This window comes from Chryseobacterium vrystaatense (genome assembly GCF_000737765.1).
In the GTDB taxonomy this organism is placed as follows: domain Bacteria; phylum Bacteroidota; class Bacteroidia; order Flavobacteriales; family Weeksellaceae; genus Chryseobacterium; species Chryseobacterium vrystaatense.
Genome location: NZ_JPRI01000016.1, coordinates 1 through 4,140, shown reverse-complemented (window position 1 = coordinate 4,140; position 4,140 = coordinate 1). Strand labels below are relative to the sequence as shown.

Here is a 4,140-nt window from a genome sequence, read left to right as displayed (position 1 = left end):
TCGCACCTTTACTTCGGGCCTGCATTCCTGCTGCATAAAGTAAATACCGTATCCAAAGGACTGTGCGGTTTTTGGTCCGAGAGCTGGCACACATGAAGATATTCCATTGTACTTTCAATACGCTCATGACCCAGAAGTTTCTGTACCATGATGATCGGAACGCCGTCTTCCAAAAGGTGTGTGGCATAAGAATGCCGCAACGTGTGGGTGTGAACGTCTTTGGTGATGCCGGCTTTTTTAGAAATGGTTTTTATTACCCACTGCACACCGCGCTGGCTGTAGCGGGAATCGAAATCTTTGCTGGCAGACCATGAAGCCCCTGTGCTGAGCGCATCAATCTCTTCAATATTCCTGTTATGGTTTCCATTGAATAAATACTGAACCGGATTCTCAATACTGATGAAGGTTTTCAGTCCCCGGATCAAATGTTCCGACAAGGGAACGTAACGGTCTTTGCTCCCTTTACCCTGAACAACATGCAACATCTTCCGGTCAAAATCCAGATGCTGAAGTTCGATATTCCTTACTTCCATGCAGCGCAGTCCACAGCCGTATATCAGACCGATGAGCAGTTTATGTTTCAGGAGTTCGGCACTCTGAAGCATACGCCAGATCTCTTCCCGACTCAGGATTACAGGAAGTTTCTTCACTTTAGCAATGGTGGGAAGGTGCAGAAAACTATAAGGCAAACCCTCAGTTTTCAGCAGGAACCGAAGACCGTATACAGTATGCTTAAAATACGATTGCGAAGGGGTTCTGCTCCGCCGCTGCAGTTCAAAAAGATAATCTTTGACCTGTTCGGGATCCAACTCGGTAGGCAGGGTTTTAAAATGCAGCGCCAGGGCCGCCACATGACGGGAATAATTATCAAAGGTTCTGGGGCTCCTGCCCAGGATAGAAATATTCCGCTCAAAGCGTTGCAGCAGTTCAGCAAAACCACTAACTTCGCTCGAGGCGCGGTTCAGAATTTTGTTTACCCTTAACTCCTCCGGAGATTTTTTTTTGTAGCCATTTTAAAGATTTTTTGTTGTTTTACCAAAGTTAATAAAACAGCGAAGGGAAAAGCTACCGGAGGTTTAGTTCAACATCGGTAACCGTTGCACAACTCCTATTTTTCAAAACTTATAAATAAATATGACCTCTTTAGAAGCGATTTTAGAGAGGTTTTTGCTTTTTTGGCAGGTAGATTTTTAATATTTTGAGGCTCTTAATTCAGAGATATAACACTCGTATTTTGCAGTTTGGACAAAAACCAAGACTTTACTTTGGGAAGGTCTTGAATTTGAGCTTTGATTTTTACTTTTCGGGCAGAAAATTTCAGTAGTTTCTTTAAATTATAAGATAATGCCGCCATCAAAACATGCTTGTTGGCAGATTTTATGCCGCGAGCATTGATGCGTTTCATCGAATGATGATTGATAAGCGTGCCTAAAACAGGCTCCACCGTAGAACTCCGGCGTTTGGTGAGGTATCTTGTGTAGTTTTTATCTCTGTTCAGCTTTTCGTGCATGGCATCGTAAAGGGGTTTATGAATGCTGTCGTCAAGCTTTTTAAATTTCGTCACTTTACCACAACAAACCTCTCTAAGTGGGCATTTCCCACAATCTTTTTCGCTGCTTCGGTAGACTTTTTTTCTGTAGCCTTTAGAATCAATCGCTTCTTTTTTGAATGGTAAAAAAGCCTTGTTCCCTCCTTCTTTTGTGCATTCGTAGCGGTTTTCTGATTGGTTAAAAACAAAACCATCACGATGAGATTTGTACTGTCCAAAATTGGGGATAAAAGCATTAATACCGCGTTTTTGACAATAGCTTAAACTTTCTCCACTGCTGTAACCCGCATCGGCTAAAATTTCATCGGGTTGTAAGTGGTTTTCTTTAAAATTGGCTAAAGTCTGATCCATAATTTCATTAAAAATTGCTGAATCTTTACTCCCAGAAGTACTTCCGCAGGCTCCTGTAATCACGTGATAAGCATCGTCTACTGAAACTTGTCCAGAATAATTCAACTGTCTGGCTTTCCCTGGTTTTACAGAGATTTTTGCATCGGGATCTGTGGGAGAATAATGCGTATGGTTACTTAAAAATTTGGGCCTAATTGCGTTACCATCTTCATCTTTTCTTTCGCTTTTAGTATTACCAGGCATGCCTTTATAAGCTTCTTCTTTCCAGCTATGGTGCTGATTGACGAGTTTTTTACGCGTGGTCGTCACTTTATACTCAGAATTTTCTTCCAGTTCATTAACAAAAGCACTCGCATCGTCTAAAACTTCTTTCTCCTCCAAACTATCCATACTCGCATTGGCTTTGATGAAAGCGGAGTCTACCGCCTGACGTTTGCCTCTCACCATTCCTTTTTCTATACATAAACTCAGGATTTTCCGGAAAAGCTGAAGGAAAACATCCTCTCCCAAAAGACCTCTTGTACGAGAAATAGTGCTGTGCCAAGGAAGTTCTTCATCCAGATCATATCCTAAAAACAACCGCACATCTAAGCAATTACTACAAAAGCGAAGCAAAGCCCTGTCGCTATTGATATTATTGAGGTAACCTACCAATAAGATTTTAAAAAACACAACCGGATCAATACTTTGATGACCTTCTGTGCCGTAATATTTTTTGGTGCTTGAATATAGAAATTGAAAATCTAATTCAAAACTGATTTTTCTATAAAAATTATCCATGGGAACCAGCCGATCTAAGCTGAGTTCATAGAATAATTGTGGTGTAAAATTTTTTCGTCCCTGCATATATAAATTTACCAAAAAAACATCACAACACAAAGAGTTTTTTACTATATTTGAGTTGTGCAACAAGCACAGCGGTTTTGCGAAATGGCGAGTTAAGGGCAATATAGAAAGTTTGATCATTTTTAGTCGCAACAGCATTTTATATTTCCTTTTTTCATAAATTTAGAAAATAATAAAAGGCTGTTGCTTATCTTAGTGCAAAATTGAAAGTTTAGGATTTCTAATCCGCCACTATCGCAAAGCCGCGGCCCGTTAGCTGATATTTTATGACAGAACTCTTCATTAAAAATAAATTTATTCAATTTTTAAAATCAGATAAAAATTTTCCTGATGACTCTTTCTTATTGAATTATCACTATGTTGATAAAGGAGGTATAATCTATGCAGACTTAGCCATTTTAGATACAAAAACCAATAATTATATAGCATTAATAGATTTTAGAAACAATATTTCTAATGATGATATTGAAAATTATAATTTATATAAAAAAGTTTTGAGTCAAAAAGATGCTACATTCTATGTTGTAACACCGAATGAGACGAATGACGATTTTTCTATTTATACACTTTTCAATAGTGAATTGATAAATGTTAGCAAGGACGAATTTCCGAATTTTCAAACTTTAATTTCTAAACGAAAAGCCGATGAAAAAGCTGATTTAGAATCTATAATAGAAGAAGAAAAAAAAGAAAACATTAATAAGAAAAATGTTTTAACCACAACATTAGCAACTGCAATTGTTTCTCTTATAATTGCAATGCTTTTGACCCAAAGTTTGGACATCTTTAATTTTGATAATACTAAGACTAAGAAAGAAAATGATATTGTAAATTCAAATATTTATAAAGAACTTGAAAAGCTAAAACTTCAGCTGTCAATCATTGATTCAAAAAAGGATACTATTACTAAAACAGATATAGAAATCGAACAAATTAAGAAAAGATTAATAAATATTGAAAAATTAATAACTCAAGACCCTAAGAATATTCTTGAGTTACAAAAAATAGATAATCATTTTGAAAGATTAAATCAAATAATTGATAGAGAAAAGGAACTAAACAACCTTAAAGTAGAAAAGTTAGAAGATAAAATGAATACTTATTCTAATATCATTTTCTCGCTTTTAGTGACAATCATTGGAGCAATTTTAGGTTATTTATTTAGTAATTTTAAACCTAAGAAAAACATCAGCTAATAACTAAGCTTTCGTCTTGTCCGCAGGACACGAGATGAAAGCCCGTTGAACGGAAGCTCCGGGAGCTTTTTTGGCCGTCTATGGAGTTTTCGATTTTAGGATTTAGGGTAACAAAGCAGTTTTTTGGAATGACTGCTTTTTTTTGTGGCATTTGGTAGCCTTTATGAGTGGTTTTCTGCAGGTTTTTCTTCGCTGCAG

Annotated in this window: 4 protein-coding genes; 1 reads left to right on the top strand and 3 read right to left on the bottom strand. The window is 36.9% G+C overall.

Translation table 11 applies throughout. From position 1 onward, the window contains the following. Positions 1 to 8: 8 nt before the first annotated feature. Entirely contained in the window at positions 9 to 893 is an 885-nt protein-coding gene (locus tag IW16_RS25475; RefSeq protein WP_394332466.1) for a tyrosine-type recombinase/integrase, read from the bottom strand. Between the two features lie 314 nt (positions 894 to 1,207). Then, on the bottom strand, positions 1,208 to 2,746 hold the full coding sequence (locus IW16_RS25470) for an IS1182 family transposase (protein WP_034751733.1): 1,539 nt from the start codon (positions 2,744 to 2,746) through the stop codon (positions 1,208 to 1,210). A gap of 266 nt (positions 2,747 to 3,012) precedes the next feature. Between IW16_RS25470 and IW16_RS25465 the strand changes: the two genes are divergently transcribed. Further along, complete coding sequence (locus IW16_RS25465) at positions 3,013 to 3,942, top strand: hypothetical protein (protein WP_034751730.1); 930 nt, start codon at positions 3,013 to 3,015, stop codon at positions 3,940 to 3,942. Here the strand turns inward: IW16_RS25465 and IW16_RS27045 are convergent. Then, positions 3,935 to 4,140, bottom strand: a 206-nt coding sequence (locus IW16_RS27045; RefSeq protein ID WP_034751728.1) for a hypothetical protein, incomplete at its 5' end; no start/stop codon positions are given. The two genes, IW16_RS25465 and IW16_RS27045, sit on opposite strands and share 8 nt — an antisense overlap.